A 946-nucleotide genomic window follows, 5' to 3' on the forward strand; every position below is an offset into this window, starting at 1 on the left:
CTGTTGCCCCACCCGATCACACTATTTGCCATTTTCTGTTTAGCCATTTTGGTGATGTCGGGTATAGCTGGTTACTTCGAAGTATCGGTTGTCGATCCTCGTCCTGAGGGAGCAAAAGGTCGTGCTGCAGACGGCATGATTCAAGTGGTCAGCTTACTTAACGCTGACGGCCTAGAGCTTATTGTTACCAATCTAGTGAAAAACTTTGTTGGTTTCGCACCGTTAGGCACGGTATTGGTTGCGATGCTTGGTGTTGCAATTGCGGAATACTCGGGCCTACTTTCAGCAGCAATGCGTGGCCTAGTAATGGGTGCGTCACAACGTATGGTGACGGTTACGGTTGTTTTTGCTGGTATCATTTCAAACACCGCTTCTGAGCTTGGCTACGTGGTTCTTATCCCACTTGCTGCAATGCTTTTCCATTCCCTTGGTCGTCATCCTCTTGCTGGTCTTGCGGCAGCATTTGCTGGTGTATCGGGCGGTTACTCAGCAAACCTTCTAATTGGTACAGTTGACCCACTGCTTTCAGGTATTACTGAGACAGCAGCTCAAATGATTGACCCGACTTACACTGTTGGACCAGAAGTAAACTGGTACTTCATGTTTGTGTCGACGTTCTTCATCGCGGGTATGGGTGCATTCGTTACAGAGAAAATCGTTGAGCCGAAACTTGGCAAGTACAACGAGGAAGAAGCGGCTGAAGATTTGTCTAACGACAAAATGGGCAACCTAACTGACCTTGAGAAGAAAGGTCTGAAAGTTGCTGGTCTTGCTGTGTTGGTTGTGTCTGCTTTGTTGGCTTGGACGATTGTTCCAGAAGACGGCATTCTACGTTCAGACGCTGGCACTGTTGCAGGATCCCCATTCCTGAAAAGTATCGTCGCTTTCATCTTCGTATTCTTTGCTATCCCTGGCTTTGTATACGGTAAAGTCGTTGGCACGATGA

At 47.8% G+C, this 946-nt stretch carries 1 protein-coding gene; it reads left to right on the forward strand.

Annotation, left to right across the window (positions count from 1 at the left end):
• The coding region (locus R8O10_RS24205; protein WP_318191820.1) for an AbgT family transporter at positions 1-946 on the forward strand (946 nt) is incomplete at both ends.

This window comes from Vibrio sp. 1727 (assembly GCF_033344415.1).
Taxonomy (GTDB): domain Bacteria; phylum Pseudomonadota; class Gammaproteobacteria; order Enterobacterales; family Vibrionaceae; genus Vibrio; species Vibrio alginolyticus.